We start from the raw sequence: 529 nt of genomic DNA on the forward strand, positions 1-529 counted from the left end.
TCTGTCGTTTAAGGAGGTGATCCAGCCGCAGGTTCCCCTACGGCTACCTTGTTACGACTTCACCCCAGTCATTAACCACACCGTGGTAAGCGCTCTCCCGAAGGTTAAGCTACCTACTTCTGGTGCAATCAACTCCCATGGTGTGACGGGCGGTGTGTACAAGGCCCGGGAACGTATTCACCGTGACATGCTGATTCACGATTACTAGCGATTCCGACTTCACGCAGTCGAGTTGCAGACTGCGATCCGGACTACGAGACGCTTTCTCAGATTGGCTCCACATCGCTGCTTCGCAACCGTCTGTACGCCCCATTGTAGCACGTGTGTAGCCCTACTCGTAAGGGCCATGATGACTTGACGTCGTCCCCGCCTTCCTCCGGTTTGTCACCGGCAGTCTCCTTAGAGTTCCCGGCATGACCCGCTGGCAAATAAGGATAAGGGTTGCGCTCGTTACGGGACTTAACCCAACATTTCACAACACGAGCTGACGACAGCCATGCAGCACCTGTCTCAGTGTTCCCGAAGGCAC

General features: G+C 55.2%; 1 rRNA gene. It reads right to left on the bottom strand.

What is annotated here, in order from left to right:
- Positions 1–9 precede the first annotated feature (9 nt).
- Positions 10–529 (bottom strand): 16S ribosomal RNA (locus ACFOSD_RS15735); the annotation flags it as partial.

The organism is Salinispirillum marinum (genome assembly GCF_042650105.1).
Lineage (GTDB): Bacteria > Pseudomonadota > Gammaproteobacteria > Pseudomonadales > Natronospirillaceae > Salinispirillum > Salinispirillum marinum.